The sequence below is a fragment of the Maritalea porphyrae genome (assembly GCF_030159895.1).
Taxonomy (GTDB): Bacteria; Pseudomonadota; Alphaproteobacteria; order Rhizobiales; family Devosiaceae; genus Maritalea; species Maritalea porphyrae.
Window position 1 is genome coordinate 1211577 of sequence record NZ_BSNI01000002.1, and the last position, 17809, is coordinate 1229385.

The 17809-nt window shown below is 49.4% G+C and carries 16 protein-coding genes; 11 read left to right on the forward strand and 5 right to left on the reverse strand.

The window, feature by feature from the left end; genetic code table 11:
- Window positions 1–2 precede the first annotated feature (2 nt).
- Complete coding sequence (locus tag QQL65_RS09330; protein ID WP_284363901.1) at window positions 3–845, reverse strand: cephalosporin hydroxylase family protein; 843 nt, start codon at window positions 843–845, stop codon at window positions 3–5.
- Between the two features lie 106 nt (window positions 846–951).
- Between QQL65_RS09330 and QQL65_RS09335 the strand changes: the two genes are divergently transcribed.
- Window positions 952–1764 (forward strand): NAD-dependent epimerase/dehydratase family protein, encoded by an 813-nt coding sequence (locus tag QQL65_RS09335; RefSeq protein WP_284363902.1) that lies wholly within the window; start codon window positions 952–954, stop codon window positions 1762–1764.
- Window positions 1765–1826: 62 nt separating this feature from the next.
- On the opposite strand, the gene rfbC is transcribed toward QQL65_RS09335, so the two are convergent.
- The 4 genes from rfbC to QQL65_RS09355 are packed head-to-tail and all read right to left on the reverse strand — an operon-like array spanning window position 1827 to window position 6650.
- Complete coding sequence (gene rfbC / locus QQL65_RS09340; protein WP_284363905.1) at window positions 1827–2384, reverse strand: dTDP-4-dehydrorhamnose 3,5-epimerase; 558 nt, start codon at window positions 2382–2384, stop codon at window positions 1827–1829.
- On the reverse strand, window positions 2381–3448 hold the full coding sequence (rfbG, locus tag QQL65_RS09345; protein ID WP_284363908.1) for a CDP-glucose 4,6-dehydratase: 1068 nt from the start codon (window positions 3446–3448) through the stop codon (window positions 2381–2383). Before rfbG ends, rfbC begins: the two co-directional genes overlap by 4 nt.
- Before the next feature lie 2 nt (window positions 3449–3450).
- A complete protein-coding gene (gene rfbF / locus QQL65_RS09350) occupies window positions 3451–4224 on the reverse strand; it encodes a glucose-1-phosphate cytidylyltransferase (protein WP_284363911.1) in 774 nt (257 codons plus the stop codon).
- Window positions 4221–6650 (reverse strand): tetratricopeptide repeat protein, encoded by a 2430-nt coding sequence (locus tag QQL65_RS09355; protein WP_284363913.1) that lies wholly within the window; start codon window positions 6648–6650, stop codon window positions 4221–4223. The genes rfbF and QQL65_RS09355 overlap by 4 nt, the downstream gene beginning before the upstream one ends.
- 143 nt (window positions 6651–6793) lie before the next feature.
- On the opposite strand from QQL65_RS09355, the gene QQL65_RS09360 reads away from it, so the two are divergent.
- From QQL65_RS09360 to QQL65_RS09405, 10 genes are all read left to right on the forward strand, one after another.
- Window positions 6794–7810: an MraY family glycosyltransferase gene (locus QQL65_RS09360; RefSeq protein WP_284363915.1), complete on the forward strand. Its 1017-nt coding sequence runs from the start codon at window positions 6794–6796 to the stop codon at window positions 7808–7810.
- Between the two features lie 88 nt (window positions 7811–7898).
- A complete protein-coding gene (locus tag QQL65_RS09365; RefSeq protein ID WP_284363917.1) occupies window positions 7899–9770 on the forward strand; it encodes a nucleoside-diphosphate sugar epimerase/dehydratase in 1872 nt (623 codons plus the stop codon).
- A gap of 137 nt (window positions 9771–9907) precedes the next feature.
- Entirely contained in the window at window positions 9908–10819 is a 912-nt protein-coding gene (locus QQL65_RS09370; RefSeq protein ID WP_284363920.1) for a carbohydrate kinase family protein, read from the forward strand.
- 227 nt (window positions 10820–11046) lie between these two features.
- Window positions 11047–11832: a GntR family transcriptional regulator gene (locus QQL65_RS09375; protein ID WP_284363922.1), complete on the forward strand. Its 786-nt coding sequence runs from the start codon at window positions 11047–11049 to the stop codon at window positions 11830–11832.
- Entirely contained in the window at window positions 11832–13028 is a 1197-nt protein-coding gene (gene nagA / locus QQL65_RS09380) for an N-acetylglucosamine-6-phosphate deacetylase (protein ID WP_284363924.1), read from the forward strand. The genes QQL65_RS09375 and nagA overlap by 1 nt, the downstream gene beginning before the upstream one ends.
- Window positions 13028–13948, forward strand: a complete 921-nt coding sequence (locus tag QQL65_RS09385; protein WP_284363927.1) for an ROK family protein — start codon at window positions 13028–13030, stop codon at window positions 13946–13948. Before nagA ends, QQL65_RS09385 begins: the two co-directional genes overlap by 1 nt.
- Window positions 13948–14697 carry a copper homeostasis protein CutC gene (locus QQL65_RS09390; RefSeq protein ID WP_284363930.1) on the forward strand — a complete coding sequence of 250 codons (750 nt, stop codon included), beginning with the start codon at window positions 13948–13950 and terminating at the stop codon, window positions 14695–14697. The genes QQL65_RS09385 and QQL65_RS09390 overlap by 1 nt, the downstream gene beginning before the upstream one ends.
- Before the next feature lie 174 nt (window positions 14698–14871).
- Window positions 14872–16071: a Gfo/Idh/MocA family protein gene (locus QQL65_RS09395; RefSeq protein WP_284363931.1), complete on the forward strand. Its 1200-nt coding sequence runs from the start codon at window positions 14872–14874 to the stop codon at window positions 16069–16071.
- Window positions 16072–16962 carry a carbohydrate ABC transporter permease gene (locus QQL65_RS09400; protein WP_284363933.1) on the forward strand — a complete coding sequence of 297 codons (891 nt, stop codon included), beginning with the start codon at window positions 16072–16074 and terminating at the stop codon, window positions 16960–16962.
- Entirely contained in the window at window positions 16959–17801 is an 843-nt protein-coding gene (locus QQL65_RS09405) for a carbohydrate ABC transporter permease (protein WP_284363935.1), read from the forward strand. Before QQL65_RS09400 ends, QQL65_RS09405 begins: the two co-directional genes overlap by 4 nt.
- Window positions 17802–17809: the final 8 nt, after the last annotated feature.

Consider the following 17809-nt stretch of genomic DNA (forward strand, 5'->3'; position numbering starts at 1 on the left):
CGCTAGCGTAATCGCTTAACGAAAGCGCTTGGCCAATAAGTTACGCGTTTTTCCAAAACACCTTCATTGAAGGGCCATTTGGGCTCTTCAATAGCAAAGTTCGAATTGTTTTTGGTGAACTCAATCGCGGCCGCTTTGGGGTTGGATGTTTTCCAATCTTCGCCAGTTCTCGGGCCACCCGCTACCAATTCCATGATTCCGTCAGCCGCAACGATGTAGCAACCGGGGGTAACCAATTCGCCATATGCCTCTAGCTCTTTCAAAACGTGAGGCTTCTTGTGATTTGAATCAAGCATCACCATTACTTTTTCGCCCGGCTTGATCTTCGACTTTACGGTCTCGATTGTTTTCGGGTCGATGGATGAGCCTTCAACGATTTCAATAAGGCTTCTTAAGGGGTGAGCATCGATTGCTTTGCGATTGTGGTCGCGCAATTCAATTTCAACACCAATAACGCGCCCCTTTCCAATAGCCTTGAACAAGCTTGCATAAAAAACTAGCGAACCGCCATGTGCGACGCCGGTTTCTACAATAACGTCAGGTTGGTGGTCCCAAATTACTTCTTGGATGCGGATCATGTCCTCTGGCAGTTGGATGATTGGGCGCCCGAACCAAGAAAAGCTATAGATGTATTTTGTGTCCCAACTGGCACGCAGCCAAGCCTCAGACATGACTTCAAATGCTTTTGCGCTTTCGAGCGGATAAACTTCCTCAGTTCCATCGTCGTGCTGCTTTGTTACGGTGCCTTTTTTGTCATCAAAAATAATCATCAAGCTCTGCCCAAACACAAATGGAAAATGATGAATTGAAATTGGGCGAACGTTCGTCGCCAATTTGTTTGTCATTCATCTCGAATCACGCGATTTTGTCATCACAAACCACATTGCAACATTCGTCAACTTGAACACTAATCCTTTGAGTGGACAATCTGAATAGTTGGAGCCGATCAACATGCCGGAGCAGTTCACAATATTCGGTGCCAACGGGTTTATCGGTCGCGCGATGGTGGATCATTTGCGCTCGCTGGGCCATGAGGTGCTCGAGTGTACGCGCAACAATTGGCCGGCGAAGAATACCGATCTTGGCCACGTAATCTACGCTGCAGGCATGACATCTCACTACGCAAAAGTACCTTTCGAAACGGTGCGATCCCAAACGACATTGCCCGCTCAAATTCTAGAAGAATATAAATACTCCTCCTTTCTTTATCTCTCATCGACACGGTTTTACGCCGGTGCCGCAGCATCGGATGAGCAAGCAAAATTTGAGATATCACCGACTGATCCTAATGACATTTACACGTTAACCAAAACCACAGCGGAATGCCTTTGTTTGTCTCATCCATCCAAGAATGTGCGCGTTGTTCGGCTGTCCAACGTCTACGGCCAATTCACCAAAAATATTGTCTCCTTGGCATCGATTTTGGATGAAGCTGTGCGGACGGGAAGCGTTGAATTTTTGTCTTCACCGCAATCGGCAAAAGACTATATCTCACTGAATGACGTTGTGAGCATTTTGCCAAAAATCGCGCTGCGGGGAAATAAGCGGATCTACAACGTGGCCAAGGGCGCAAATACTTCGAATGAAGAGATTGCAAATGTGCTCGAACAAGAAGGTGTTCGTATAACTTTTCGCCAAAATGCGCCAACACTGGTCTCGCCGCAAATCAATGTTGAACGGTTAACAACCGAGTTTGACCGCGCGAAGTCCGAGCTTTTGGAAGAACTACCAGCATTGTTAGATTTCGCGCGGCAAAAGCAATAGAAAATAGAAACGGGCTCCAAACTGACAAGTGGACAAGTCCGCTGAATACCAAGTGTTTGCAGTTAGACTTTAATGCCATCGCCAATGCTTTTGAGCGGGGGCATTTCTTGGTCGCGCGCTGAGATCGTGCTGGGCGGAAGCGGCCAATCAATTGCCAAGTCTTTGTCATTCCAGATGACGCCGCTTTCATTTTCAGGCGCATAGGCGCAAGACGCGAAATAGACCAACATGCTGTCGCTCTCTAGCGCTTGAAAACCGTGCGCGAAACCTTTCGGAACGAGCAAGCTCATCTGATTTTTAGCGCTCAATTCCGTTCCAAACCAGCGACCAAATGTTGAAGAGCCTTTTCGTAAATCCACAGCCACATCAAATACTGCACCACTGACGCAGGTGACCAGTTTCGCTTCCGCATCTGGAGGATACTGGAAGTGCAAACCACGAATTGCGCCAACCGCATTGGTTTTGGAGAAATTGCTTTGTGCGACTTCACTTGGCCAGCCAAACTCACCCAACGCTTTTTCACAATACAAGCGAGAGAAATATCCGCGCTCATCACCCGCACATTGCCTCTTGATTAGTTTGAGGCCCAGCATTGGTTCTTCAACCAGTTCAAATTTCATGCTGCGGCCTCATATGCTGCAATATCGGCCATGCAGAGATCGCGCGCGTCCGCTCCGTCAAAATGCCGCCGGTACCAATTCATGGTCACAGATATTGCTTCATCGGTGCGCCATTTTGGTCCAACACCTAGCTTCTTTTTTGCCTTCGTGTTGTCAAGGCTAAGCAAGTGCGCCTCGTGCGGACCAGTTTCAAACTGCGCAAACTCTGCATCACCTTTGCCAAAGGCTGTGCTTGCTTGCTCAACCACATTGCGCACGGTGAACACATCATCCGCATTAGGGCCAAAGTTGAACGGTTGCGCAAGATTTGGATTGTCCCAAATTACTTCGGCGAGCTTGATATAGCCAAATAAAGGTTCCAACACATGCTGCCACGGGCGCACAGCGTTTGGCCGCCTGACATCAAGACAGCTGCCTTTACTCCATGCTCTGATCGCGTCCGGAATTAATCGCTCTTGCGACCAATCTCCACCGCCAATCGCATTACCAGCGCGTGCCGAAGCTAGCGCGACGCCATGCTCTGCCAAAAAGCTTTTGGCGTAGCTTTCGACCACCATTTCGCTGGCTGCTTTGCTCGCGCTATAAGGGTCATGACCACCCAAGGGAGCCTGCTCTTCAAACGCGATGCCATGCTCAGTATTGCGATAGACCTTGTCAGTTGTTGCCACCACGCATGCTGCAACGGAATGGGTGCGCCGAATAGCATCGAGCACGTGTGCCGTTCCCATGACGTTAATCGCAAATGTTTCAAGCGGATCGTCGTAACTGGGTCGCACCAATGCCTGGGCCGCCAAATGAAATACGACCTCAGGCTGAAATTCAGCAAAGATTTTCGCGGTAGATTTTGCGTCACGAATATCGCAAATCTGGTGTGCAACCGTGTCGTCCAAGTGCGCAAGTGAAAACAGGTTGGGGTCAGTTTTTGGCGCAAGGCTCAAGCCAGAAACCTGTGCACCTAGACGATGTAGCCATAGGCTTAGCCATGCCCCTTTAAACCCGGTGTGACCTGTGACCAGCACGCGCTTGCCAGCCCAGAAACCTGTATTTGGTTTTGTGGCCGCCATGGCTATTCCCAAATTTTCCAAGGCGCTTCGCCAGTCTGCCACAATCGTTCAAGCCGGTTCTTTTCACGCAGCGTATCCATAGGTTGCCAGAACCCATTGTGGCGAAACGAGTTCAGTTCACCGTCTTGCGCCAGCTGGCTCAACGTCGTTTCTTCCCAAGATGTTTGGTCACCTTCGATCAGTTCCACGCACTTGGGCGAAACGACAAAATAACCGCCATTAATTAGAGCGCCATCACCGCGGGGTTTTTCGTCAAATCCAACAACTTTTTCACCATCGCTATGTAATGCACCAAAACGTCCTGGTGGACTAACGGCGGTTAGGGTTGCCAATTGATCGCGCTGCATGTGGAAGTCCACAAGTTCGGAAACATTGACGTCGGAAAGCCCATCGCCATAGGTGAAGCAAAATGCTTCTTCATCCTTGATGTGATCATAAATGCGCTTTAAGCGCCCACCGGTCTGTGTTTCTAACCCGGTATCAACAAGTGTCACGCGCCACGGTTCTGCATGTTGTTCGTGCACATGCATTTGATTGTTGGCCATGTCAAATGTGACGTCAGATTTGTGCAAAAAGTAGTTGGCGAAATATTCCTTGATCACATAGCCCTTGTAACCGCAGCAAACGATGAAGTCGTTTATGCCGTGGGTCGAGTAGACTTTCATAATGTGCCACAGCAGGGGCATGCCGCCAATTTCAATCATTGGCTTGGGCCGCAGATGCGTTTCTTCCGAAATCCGTGTGCCCAGTCCGCCAGCTAAGATGACCGCCTTCATGCTTTTTCGCACCATCTTTGCCACATTTGCCGAAACGCATTTTCAAACCGATCAACAAACAAGCGTTCATTCATCAACTCGCTTGCCTTAAATTTTTCGCGCATCGTTTCCCGAGTTTGTGAAAGTGTGTCCAGGTCGCTGGCAAGATTTGTGGCAATATCGACATATTCTTCTTCAGACTTTGCAACCCATTCGCCAAACCCTGCGCCACTCACAATTGTGCCCCCAAGTGTACCAACGCTCGCCCGCCCATAGAGGGTCACAACTGGGTTGCCCATATAAAGGTGCTCATAAAGGGTGGTGCCAGAATTGTGCGGGAAACAATCAAGAGCAATGTCCATGTCCCGTAAAACGTCCCATGGCGGGCTGTTAAAGCCCATAATCAGCCGGTCGCGCTCAATACCATGTTTGGCAAACCGGGCAGCGAGGCGATCACACATAACTGGGTCGGCAAAGTTTCGGCTATCGGCGCGCAATTTTGAGTTTGGAACACGTTTAAGAATCTCAGCCCATGCTTTGACAGTTTTCTCATTTATGCGCACAGATCGCGACAATGTGCCGAAGGTGATGTAGCCTTTTTCAAGCGCTGGAAGCGGTCCCACTTCACCCATGCCTTCCGCTGGCCGGTAGACGAATGATGGCCCATCAATCCGCCATACTTCCTTCTCGCCAAACAAATGGTCCTGTCCTTCAGGCGTCACAACTGGATCGCCTAAATAATAGTCGATGCTGCTCAAACCGGTTGTGTAGCCAAAATCCAACCAGTGAAGCGAAACCGGAGCGGGTTTGCGCGCAAATACACCCAACCGGCTGTCATTGGCGTGGCCCGCAATGTCTACCAAAATATCTATTTCATCTGCGCGAATGCGTTCGGCTAGTTCCTCGTCACTCATACCTTTTGTTAGAATGAAGTGGTCGCTGGCGTCACGGTATTGTTCGGTAAAATGGTCGGCCTTTGAAAGGTTGGCATAGGCGTAGATCTCAAACTCGTCGTGGTTTGCAAGATCAAACAGTGGCAGCAGGAAGAAGCTTACGGCGTGCTTGTAAAAAGTCGGCGCCACATACCCAATCTTGATGCGCCGATTGGGATCCGCGTTGTTGGTGTGTGGCTTTTGCATAGCGTAGAGCGGTCGCGCGAAACGCTCTTCATAAGCGCGATAGTGGGTGAATATCTCTTCACCAGATTTGTCTGGATCGTAGTTCAAGGCAAACAGCATGTTTGAATGTGCTTCTAGATAAAGCGGGTCGGCAACCAACGCCCGCTCAAAACATGAATGCGCCTGTTCAAATTCACCCAATTCTTGGTGTAGATTCCCGAGGTTGTTATGCGCTTCGGCAAAGTCAGGTTTTAGCTCTAGGGCGCGCTCAAAACTGCTTTGCGCCTCTTGCAAGCGTCCAGACCGTACCAGTGCGCCACCCAAATTGTTGTGCATACCTGACGAATTGGGGGCATATTCCAGTGCCTTTTGGAAATGCGGAATAGCATCACTGGCGCGTCCCATTGCCAACAACGCATTGCCGTGGTCGTTATGGGCGTGTGGATATTCAGGCTGGATTGTCGTTGCGCCCTCAAAGCACTCAATGGCCTCTGCATTATGCCCAATATCCATCAGGGCGAGCCCAAGATTATAGTAGTGCTCTTCTGATTGTGGTTGTAGTTCCGCCGCGCGTTGTAATGGTGCTATCGCATCGGACGAGCGCTTCAACCCTCTTAACACCAGACCATAGTTGCTTAACGCCTCTGGGAAATCGGGCTGTTCTTTTAGTATCCCTTGGTAGATTTCCAAAGCGCGCAGGTCGTCGCCTTTTTGTTGCAATGCCCGCGCGTAGTTGTAGCGAGCTGGTACGAAATCAGCATTCAGCGACAGTGTTTTTTCATATGTTTCAATCGCTTTGTCCAACGCGCCTTGGGCTTCATAAATATTGCCAAGATTGTTGTAAGCCTCCAAGAAATTGCTTTGTAACTCAATTGCCTTCTGAGTGCTTTGCAGCGCCTCATCCAGCTTTTCCGCATCCTTGTAAAGTAGCCCCAGCCCATTATGTGCCGCAGCAAATTTTGGATCGATCCTGATTGCCTCTTTATAGGCTACTTCGGCAGCGTCGTTTTCGCCAAGGTTTTTCAGCACCAAACCTTTGATATTATGAAAGTTTGCATTTTGCGGGTGGGCGGCAATGGCTTTGTTCAAATATGGCAGGGCCAAATCATTGCGCCCTGCTTGGTGCGCAAGTGTGCCCATAAGATGGTTTGCGTCAGGGTGGTCGGGCTGCATTTTCAGCGCTTGCTGGTAATGCTGCTCAGCCGCCGGCAAATTGCCAGCTTTGTGGTGCTGCAAGCCAGTTTGCAAGATCTGCATGAACTCCTGACTGCCGACATGCACGCCCTTTTTGGCCAATTTCTTTTGCTGCCGTCTCAGCGCCCTGTTCATTATCGCACCCTGCAATCTTTAAAAGAATCAGTTTTTCGCTGACTATCGTAGCACCGCTTGGCCCATTTGCTACGACTTGCACGCGAGATCAATTGCAGATACCTAATTCGGCATCCATTTTTAGAAATCGAATTTGAAAAACTGTGGTAGACCTTAGCATCATTGGCATCCTTTGCTTGGCCAGCTTCTTTTTCGCGGCGTTGGCCACATTTGGCCTCATACACGCGGCGCCACACTTTTCGTTATTGCAGTACGCCAACGCTCGTTCATCTCACACAGAGCCTACGCCAACCGGGGGAGGTGTGTCGTTTGCGGTTGCCGGATTGCTGGCTGGGTTTTTCATTTCACTGATGTCGGCCTCTCTTGTTCCATACGTGTTGTTCACGCTGATTTTGTCCTTACTAGGCTTCCTGGATGATCTCTTCGACCTTCCTGCGGCGCTGCGATTTGTGGTCCAAGTGGTTTTGACTTTGCTTTTATTCTGGCATGTGGGGGTGTTCGGCGGTACAGGGCAGATTGTGAATGGATACTTCACGATCCCGCTTTTGGTTGGCATGTTTGTTGCATCAATTTGGTGGCTCAATCTTGTCAATTTCATGGACGGGATTGATGGTTTGGTTGCAACTCAGGCGTGTGCAATCATTATCGCAGGTTACTTTGTCACCAACTTGATATTTGATCAGCCGATGTCCCATGTGGAGGTATGGGTTATAGTCACGTCTTTTGCGGTTTTTGGTTTTTTGGTTTTTAACTTACCACCTGCAAGAATATTTATGGGTGACGCGGGCAGTTACTTTATTGCCGCGCTATTGCTGTTGCAGTTCTTGCACACGTTGATGACACGTGGCGAGCTAATTAGTATGTGGCTATTGTTAGCCGCGCCGTTGGCTTGTGATGCTACTACGACATTGCTGGTCAGACTATTCGGTGGTGAGAAATGGTATGCGCCTCACCGCCAACATCTTTATCAAAAGCTTAGCCGTCGTTGGGCTAGCCACAGAGCAGCAACTCTAGTGTATCTTGCGTGCACCCTGTTTGTCTTTTTACCTTTAGGGGTTTTAAGCGCATTTTTGCCATTATTTGCACCACTATTTTTATTTGTTGGTTACGCTGCTGGCTTTGTCTTGTGCATTGTGTTGGGGGCAGGTCGCCAAGACTAACATCATTGCTTGCAGTCGCGGCAGCAGCCAATATAAACAATCATTCGGAGCCAATTTGCAGGGTTCTTTTTTGGAGAAGATTTTTAACATGAGAGATTGGCTGCGCAAATTTGCATTGGAATTGCCGAGGAGCCAGAAACGTTTGGTGTTCTTGTGTTTTGATTTTTTTGCGCTGATTTCTATTGTTTGGCTGAGCTACACATTGCGTTTTGGAGTGATGTTCACGCCAAGCAGTAAACAGTTCATGTTAATGTTGGCTGCGCCGATTGTTGCCATTCCAATTTTTATTCGACTGGGCATTTATCGAGCCGTAATTCGATATTTGCCCGAAAGGGCAATCTGGACAATTCTGTTCGCCGTTGGCCTTGCCACCATTGCGTGGGTTTTTATTGCTTTTGCCACCGAAATGACTGGTGGGCAGGGTGTGCCCCGCTCGATTCCTTTGTTGTACTTCGCGTTCGCTGTCCTTGTGATTGGCGGTAGCCGTTTTTTTGCAAAGTCGATCATTGTTGGTCCAAAAGGATCCGCTATTGCAGGGAATGCGGTGCTCATATATGGCGCAGGAAATGCGGGATCCCAACTCTGTTCAGCCATTGCTGCGCAGGGCCATAATTATGTTGCCGGATTTGTTGATGACGATCCCACAATTTGGGGCACTGAAGTCGTTGGCGTACGCGTGCACAACCCGGAGCGCATCGATAGTTTGATTTCAGACTACGGTGTTAAAGAAATCATCATCTCTATTCCATCTATTTCCGCCAGCAAAAGGCGGGATATCGTGGACGCGCTTAGCCAGTACAATGTAAAAATCCGCACACTTCCGCTTTTATCTGACCTGGTGGAAGGCAAGTATCTCATCAACCAAATCCGTGTCATTGATATCGATGAATTGCTTGGAAGATCATCAGTGCCAGCTCAAGCAGATTTGTTGGAAACTGCGTTGCAAAATAAATCAATATTGATTACCGGCGCGGGTGGGTCCATCGGGGCCGAGTTGTGCAAGCTAGCCATAAAATGGAACCCAGAGAAAATTGTACTATATGAAGCAAACGAGTTTGCGCTTTATACGATCCAGCAAACCCTTTTAGACCGAGGTTTTAAAAACGTTGTATCGGTCCTCTCATCAATCGAAAACCGCAGTGCGTTAAAGTCAGCAATTATGGACAATGATGTTGACGTTATTTTTCATGCCGCCGCGCACAAGCATGTCCCGCTATTGGAAGAGAACGTAATTGAGGGCGTGCGCAACAATATCCTGGGAACCAAATGTGTGGCCGAAGTGGCCGCTGAAACGAGCGTCGAGCGAGTAGTGTTGATTTCGTCCGACAAAGCGGTTCGACCGACCAATGTAATGGGCGCTACCAAGCGCTGGGCCGAAGAAATTATGAGAAATCACGCAAATTTGGCAGATGAACGCAAAACAGGTCAGGTTTTTGCGTGTGTGCGGTTTGGCAATGTCCTTGGCTCGAACGGGTCGGTAGTTCCAAAGTTTCGAGCACAAATCGAACGTGGCGGACCGATCACACTAACCGACTCTGCAATGACCCGGTATTTTATGTCTATCCACGAAGCTGCTGAGCTGATTGTTCAAGCCAGTGCCCTTGCGTCGGGAGGTGATATTTTCGTTTTAGAGATGGGCAAGTCTGTTCCAATTATAGAATTGGCACGGAACATGATCCAACTGGCCGGTTTGACGGTGCGAGACGCTTCAAATCCCAATGGTGATATTGAGATTATTGAAACCGGTATTAGACCAGGTGAAAAACTTTATGAAGAGCTTTTCTATGATGAGGCCACAGTGACACGCACTACTCATACCAAAATTATGCGTGCCAAGACACAAAGTACAAATTCATCCAACAACGTTCCAGTTGCATTGGAACAACTCGAAAGAGCGCTAGATCGCAAGGATGAAACTGAGGTTCGCAACGTACTTTTTGATTTCGTTCGTAGGAAATAGAGCGCTACTCGCTTCATTCTTGATTACCTCCATTTGGTCCATTTGTCCAAAAAATTGAACGCTTGGTCGATAATCTCTTTGACAAGTTGGCGCGAAACAATAGCCTTACACACCGAGTCGAGGGTTTTGGGGGCAAAATGGCGACACCACCATTGTTGGTGCTAGGGAATGTAAACCTAGAACTAATCTTAGGCACTTTGACCGAATGGCCAGAGTTTGAAAGCGAGACCATCATGTCCACGTCCAATTTGCGGGCGGGCGGCGCTGCGGGCAACACCGCGCTTGCGCTTGCCGGACTGAGTGTTGAGCATCGCTTGATTGCCGCAATTGGCAATGACGAGTTGGGTACTTGGTTGAAAGGTGAGTTTCAACCCAGCACCACATCTTGGACTGCCGTGCCTGCCAACACATCGGTATCAGTGAGCATTTTGCATGAAAAGGGACGTGTATTCCTTACCTCGCAAGGGCATCTTGGTGCCGCAACCGTTGATACAATGCTCGATGCAATTCCCCCAGCAACGTCGCGCTCCTCTTTTGCTTTGGTGACGGGTATCAATTTGATGCCGGGCATCACCGCAGGCATGTCGCAACTGCTAACAATGCTGTCCACAATGGGCTGGTCGACCGTTATGGATTATGGGCGTCCACCTGAAGGCTGGAACGAAGACACCATATCCGTTTATCGCAATTGGGCGCGCGCATCTGATATCATTATTGTTCTAGAAGATGATCTGCAAACCATCATGCACAATGACAATACGGATGAGGCGCAAGCCGAACTTGCCGACAGTCTCGCCAGTCACCAAATTTTGGTCGTTTTGCGCGGGCTAACGCGTGTTGATGCCGTGAACCAGGGCAAAGTTGCCACAGCAACTTGTGAAGCGATCGATTCTGAAGATACGGTTGGATTTGGCGACATCTTTAATGCAGGGTTTCTCAATTCATTGATGGCCGGTGAGGGGTTGCAAATGGCAATTGAATCCGGGCTTACGGTCGCTCGAATTGCCGTCACCACCTCACCACGACTATATGGCGTATTTGTCGACTAACACCGAAAATTGTTGCTGATCTGATGGCTCGGTTCGCCATGCAACATTCAAAACCGAAGATTCCGATCTTCTTTGTTCACAAGAGTTAATCCAAAATAATTGATGATTTTCAACGCGTTGCGCGATGTGCTCGCGCATTGACTTGCTGAAATTGCGTACATTGGTAATTTTTTGGTTGCAAAATGGTATCTTATTGGTTTTATTTGGAGCCAAGGGAGGCCTGTCGAATGCAAAACAGCGCGATTGGTGGCGATACAAGGTTCGATTGCATAAGCGATCAGATTTCTGCGTTCATGCCGCTTGATGACAAAAACACATCGCCGCTCAATAAAAAGCTTCAGTCAGCGCTGCGGTGCGCCATTGAATATGGTGTGTTGGGGCATGGCGATCAGTTGCCGACAGAAACTCAACTTTCCCGCTCCTTCGGTGTGCCGATTAAAACGGTCAAAAGTGCACTCAACAAAATGGTTGGTGCCGGCGTGCTACGCGAAAGCGAAGGGCAGGGAAAATTTGTTGCCGAACGCTTTGCTGCACCACTATCCACATCAAGTGGATTTTCGTCTGATGCGGCGGTCAACGGTCACAAGACGCGATGTCAAATTTTGAACATGACACAGGGCGAACCGACAGCCCTTGAACTTGATATGCTTGAGCTTTCACCGGGCGACAAGGTTACACGCATTCATCGCCTTCGATTTGCTGACGACAAGCCACTTTGTGTTGAACTTGCTTGTTTGCCAGCCAGTGTTTTGCCTGTTGATGCTGACATTTCAACATCGCTTTATGCCTATTTGGCGAAATGCAATCTAAAGCCAATCCGCGGTGTTCAGCGCGTACGTGCTGAACTGTTGGAAGAGCAAGAAGCGCAATATCTAAATCTTAAAACTGGCTCACCTTGTCTGTTTGTGGAGCAGCAAAGCTTCGTACGATCAGGTGCGCCAATTGAATATGTTTGCACCCATTATCGGGGCGACGCTTATGACTTTATTGTTGAAATGAAAGTGGGCAACTAATGGGACTAACGACGAGCCCAGTTTCAGATAGTCAAATTGACAAACAGCACTCCTTGTTGCTGCGCAATTTGAAGCTCTTTGACGGCGAGACCTTCCAAGAGGGAAAAGCCGTGCTCGTTGAAAACGGTAAAGTCTCATTGATTGTTGAAGAAGATCAGTTGCGTTCTGATGTCGCCAATGCCGAAGACTTGGGTGGCAAGCTTTTGGTGCCTGGCTTTGTTGATGTGCAGGTCAATGGCGGTGGTGGTGTGATGTTCAACGATGAACAGTCAACAGATGCGCTCGCAACCATCGCCAATGGTCATCGCAAGTTTGGCACAACGACTTTATTGCCCACATTCATTACCGATAGCTTTGAAAATATGCAGGCTGCAGCAGGTGCGATGCAAGACGCGATCAAAGTAGGGCTGCCCGGCATTCGAGGTGTACACTTTGAAGGGCCTTATTTTTCGATGGAACGCCGGGGTGTTCATGCGGCAGAATTTGTTCGCGCTGTGGATGATGGTGCGCTTGATTTGTTCACGCAAGATGGTTTGGGCGCAACGATTGTTACACTTGCACCAGAACAGGTGCCTGCAGATTTCATCAACGCGCTCAGCAACGCTGGTGTGCGCGTATGTGCTGGCCACACCAGCGCAACCTACGAGCAGGCCGTAGGCGGCTTCGCGGCTGGGGTTTCAGGGGTCACCCATCTCTATAACGCAATGCCGCCAATGATGAACCGTGAACCCGGCCTCATTGGCGCTGCATATGATCACAGCGACATCTATTGCGGCTTGATTGTGGATGGCCACCATTTGCACCACTCAACAGCGCGTACTGTGATTTCGTGCAAGTCGACGCAAAAAATCATGCTGGTCACTGACGCGATGGCGACTGTTGGATCGGACAAGAAAAGCTTCAATCTCTATGGCACTGAGATTTTTGTTGAAAACGGTCGGTTGGCAACAAGCGAAGGCCAGTTGGCAGGTTCTGACCTCAACATGATGGACGCTGTGCGCCTAACGCGTGATGAACTTGGTGTTGAATTTGGTGAAGCGCTGCGCATGGCTTCACTCTACCCAGCGACCTATTTGGGGCTGGAAAATCAAATCGGCAAAATTGCTGTGGGCTTTGATGCTGACTTTGCGCTGATTGATGAAGCCGCCGACAAGGTTGTGCGCACTTGGATCAAGGGCAAGGGGGCAAATAGCTAATGCCTTATTGTTTTGACATTGGCGGCACGAATATTCGGTTCGGTATGCCCGAGGGGAACGGCGACGTGCCGGTTATTCACTCGGTGCCAACGCCGACTCATTCGCTTGCGCAATTTGTCGAAGCAATTTCTGGCTTGATTGAGCATGAAGGCCGCGGCCGCCATAACTCAATTGCGATTTCACTAACTGGTGTTGTCCACCCAGAAACAAACAAGGTGCGCGTAGCCAATATTCCAGCCATTGACGGCGTGGATATTGCACATGAGCTGACCAAAAAAACTGGCCTTCCGGCGGTGGTGGCAAATGATGCGGATTGTTTGGCACTTGCCGAAGCCCGCGTTGGAATTGCAAAAGATGCAAACAATGTCTTTGCTATTGTATTGGGCACCGGCGTTGGCGGTGGGCTGGTTTTGGATGGTAATCTTGTTGTTGGCCGCAATGGTGCAACCGGTGAGTGGGGCCACGGGCCTGTGGTTGATCCAACCGCCAATGGCATTGTCGCGAGCATCGGGCAATTCAAATGCGGATGTGGTCAAGTTGGGTGTTTGGACACTGTTGGTGGTGCTCGCGGACTTGAGCGCATTCATCGTTCTCTTCACAGCGACAATCTTGCCAGCGAACAAATTGTGAGCATGTGGCTTGATGGCGACATCAATGCCAACAAAACAATCGTTGTTTGGTCCGAAATGTTGGCTGGGCCTCTGGCAATGATCGTAAACCTTTTGGGGCCAGATGTGGTGCCTGTTGGCGGCGGCCTTTCAAATGCATCCGAACTAATTGCGCTGTTGGATGAAAAGGTGCGCAAACGCTGCTTGTTTCCAGCCGATCAGCCTTTGGTGCTGCCAGCCAAATTTGCAAAAAATGCTGGGCTTGTTGGCGCAGCACAGCTTGATGTTCCTTCCATCAAGGGGGTGGCATAATGTCTGCGATCAAACTTGAAGTTTGCGTTGATAGCATGGCATCGCTGGAAGCTGCGGTTGCTGGCGGTGCTGATCGCATCGAATTGTGCGCGGCCCTCAGCGAAGGTGGCCTTACCCCGAGTTTTGGCTTCATGAAAGTGGCGGCCGAGTTTGATGTTTCTGTGCATGCCATGGTGCGTCCGCGTGGAGGAGACTTCTGTTATTCGACAGCGGAAATTGCTGCGATGTGCGACGACATCAAAACCGCTGAACAGCTTGGCTTGGCGGGTGTGGTCTTGGGCGTTGCCAATCACGATGACACATTGGACCTAGACGCGTTGGCAAAGCTACGTGCCGCTGCCACAGGTATTCAATGCACACTCCACCGCGTTATTGATTTGACGCCAAATATTCTTGAGGCGACAGAGCAAGCAATTGGTCTTGGTTTCGATCGCATTCTGACTTCCGGTGGTGCACGAAAAGCACAGGATGGCACGGCGGCAATCGCTAGAATGGTCCATCAAGCTTCTGGGCGCGTTGAGGTGATGGCAGGGTCTGGTGTTACAGCGCAAAATGTAGCGGAGATCGTGGGAAAAACCGGCGTAAGCGATGTGCATGCCTCCTGTTCAGAAGCGGAAAAGTCGCATTCAGGAAAAGTTGAAGAGATGGCATTTTCGCCGGCCCAAGGGCTGAGGGTAACAAGCGCTCTACGGGTTTCAGAAATGCGCGCAACCGTTGATTCCATTCACATGGAGGCGGCACATGCATAGTCCAACTCAGCAATCCAAAATGTGGTTTTTTTCAGTTTTCAGCGATAATTTCACAATTTATGAAAATAAATTTCACAAATTACACGCAATTGGCGCCATTTTGATTGACCTTATGAAAATAATTGCACAATATGAGAAAAAAAATTACATGGTGTGTGATGGGAGGTCAGCGCTATGACCCGTATCGGAATTGTCGGGCTTGGATACCGTTTAGGCTATCTCGCCCAAGTCATTGGTCAAACTCAAACTGATATCGAATTTGTCGGCTATGTCGATCCATCGCCTGCCGGTTTGCCGTTGGTGACGGGCGAGGGCGTCAAAGGTTTGAGCATCGATCCTTCAACTTTGAAGTCTTTCAATCCAGGTCGCCATTTCGATAGTCTTGATCAGATGATCGATGAGGGAAATCTCGACCTGTTGATGATCGGTTCCCCGAACCACATGCACCTTGAACATATTCGCGCAGCGCTCGAAGCTGGCGTGAAAACGTTCACTGAAAAACCTGTTGTTACAACCGAAGCACAAACATTTGAGTTGCTTGATCTTTTGGCCAAGCACGGCGGCAACACTGACCAACTGATGATTGGTTTGGTGCTTCGTTATGCGCCACTATATCGCGATCTCATCAAAGCGCGTGACGCGGGCACATTGGGCGATATCGCTTCTATCGAAGCGTCCGAGCATATTGCGCCATATCACGGTGGGTTTTTCATGCGGGACTGGCGTCGGTACTCTGAGTATTCAGGCGGGTTTATGCTGGAGAAATGCTGCCACGATCTTGACCTTTACAATGGGCTGGTTGGAACGCGCCCCTTACGCGTCGCCAGCTTTGGTGGCCGAAAAAGTTTTGTGCCTTCGCGTGAAGTTGAAAACGATATTGATGTCTATCAGTTCAAACCATCGGGCTGGATGGGCTCAAACAAAGTGTTTTCAAGCGATGGAGATATCATCGATTACCAAACCGCGATCATTGAATATGAAGACGGTGCGAACCTTTGTTTTCACACCAATATGAACGTGCCGGATGAATTCCGTCGCTTTGCCGTCATTGGCTCCAAAGGCATGGCGGAAGGTGATTTCATTCGCAACTTCTTTAAGTTGACGGACGCGAAATCACGCGAGACGCTTGAAGACAAAAGCTACCAAGGCTCGGAGCTATCTGTGCACTATGGTGCTGACGAACAAATGATTGCAGATATCTTTGCGCATCTGCGCGAAGGCACGCCGTTGCCGGTGTCCATTTTGGATGGTTTGGCAGCAGGTCTGACAGCAATCAAACTAGACGAAGCCCGTCAATCGCGCCAGGTCATCGACCTCACATCAATGTGGGCGCGGTTTGACAATTTTAACTTCTCGAATGGGGAGGTTGCATAAATGCAATCACTTGGGGGACGCCCGAACATATTTCCGTATCTCTTGCTGTTGCCAGCATTAATCATCACTTTGGTGATTGTTGCCTGGCCACTGGTGGAGACGGTGCGCCTTTCATTTACTGACGCAGCGCTAAAGCCAACAGAGAATTTTGTCGGCTTTGCCAATTACGAGAAGATCTTTTCAAAAAAATTCCCAGAGGTTATTGGCCGTACCTTCTACTGGATGGCGATTTCTGTGTCGTTGAAAATGATCGTCGGCACGATGGGCGCAATGTTGCTCAACTCGCGCGTGCCAGGACGTGACTTTTTCCGCGTATTGGTTATGCCGCCCTGGATCGTGCCGATCGCTATCGGTGTGTTCATCTGGGCGTGGATGTACAACGGTCAGTTCGGTATGATTTCAGGTGTCGCGCAATATCTGCACATTATTGCTGGACCATATGAATTCTTGGGCGATCGCACAGGTGCTTTCTATTCAACCATTGTGACCGATATTTGGATCGGCACGCCAATGGTCACGATTTACCTGCTCGCAGCGATGCAGTCTATATCGCCTGATCTACATGAAGCCGCTTGGGTGGATGGCGCAGGGCGCATGTATCGCTTCCGCCGGATTACCTTGCCGCTCATTTTGCCAGCTATTGCAACGATGGGACTATTGTCAGCAATTTGGACATTCAACTCGTTCGATATCATCTGGATCCTGACCAAGGGTGGCCCACGTGATGCCACAACAACGATGATCATCGATACTTATAAGACGGCGATTTCGCGTAACAAATATGGTGAAGGCGCAGCCCGCGCGGTGATGATCGTGATTTTCCTATCCTCATTTGCTGGGTTCTACTTCTTCATGCTCAAGCAATTCGCAAAACGGAGCTTGGCCAAATGATCAACAAATATAGCCGTTTAGAAATGGTTGGCATCTATCTGGGCATTGGGGTGTTCCTCACCTTTATCCTAGCGCCATTCCTTGAAGCGTTTTTGGTGTCGCTGCGCCCGCTCAACCAGATCAACTCAGTGCCTTATAAAATCTTCACTGAGAACATGAGCTTTGATGCTTACTTCTCTATGTGGCACAACGTGCCAAAGCTTTGGCTTTATATGTGGAACAGCTTCTTTGTTGCGACTTGTGTGACGTTGCTGGCGCTGTTCGCGGTAATTCCATCAGCTTGGGCATTTGCACGATTTGAGTTTAAGGGCCGCGACGCTTTGCTAGGAGCATTCCTAGCGATCAACATGGTTGGCGGCGCGGTATTGATTATCCCGCTTTTCAAATTGATGAAAAATGTTGGCTTGCTCAACACTTATTGGTCAATGATTTTGCCCGGTGCAGCGTTCCTTATTCCAACAGGCATTTGGTTGTTGCGTTCGTACCTGATGAAAATTCCACGCGAGCTTGAAGAAGCAGCATGGGTTGATGGCGCGTCGCGTCTTTACATCCTGCGCCGCGTGATCATGCCAATCGCAATGCCTGGTATTGTCGTGGTCGCTATTGCCACCTTCATCGGTGCCTACGCGCAACAATTCCTATTCGCTCTGACATTTAATTCATCGAGCGATCTCTACCCACTGCCTGTGGGCATCAATCAGTTTTTCGGTCGTCAACAAGTCGTTTGGAACGAAGTGATGGCCGCGAGTTTGGTCGGCATCTTGCCAGTGCTCGCCATCTACATCTTCCTCCAGCGCTACATTATCGCTGGCCTAACTGCTGGCGCGGTGAAGGAGTAGGAGGAATG